1 protein-coding gene is annotated in these 263 nt (G+C 41.8%); it reads left to right on the plus strand.

Annotation, left to right across the window (positions count from 1 at the left end; all coding sequences use genetic code 11):
* The coding region (locus tag Q4528_RS14305; RefSeq protein ID WP_303522288.1) for a hypothetical protein at positions 1-263 on the plus strand (263 nt) is incomplete at both ends.

Here is a 263-nt window from a genome sequence, read left to right on the forward strand (position 1 = left end):
TGCAGACATCACAAGTAACTGGGCGTTTTTTATCAAGCATGTAAATGAGCCACAAGGTTTGTTATCTAGGGTGCTTAAAAACCAGCAAAGCATTGAACAAGTTGGGCTAAAGCGTACCCAGCTAGAAGCTGATATCAAGGCTCAAATAGTTGAACTAAAACATTTGGTTACTAGTATTGACCAGCAAAGCACACAAATGGTGAATGATGCTGAGCAGCTCGTTACAAAGGTAAGCGTTAGCGCCAGCATTGCCGGTATTATTG

It is taken from the genome of Staphylococcus pasteuri (assembly GCF_030547725.1).
GTDB lineage: Bacteria > Bacillota > Bacilli > Staphylococcales > Staphylococcaceae > Staphylococcus > Staphylococcus pasteuri.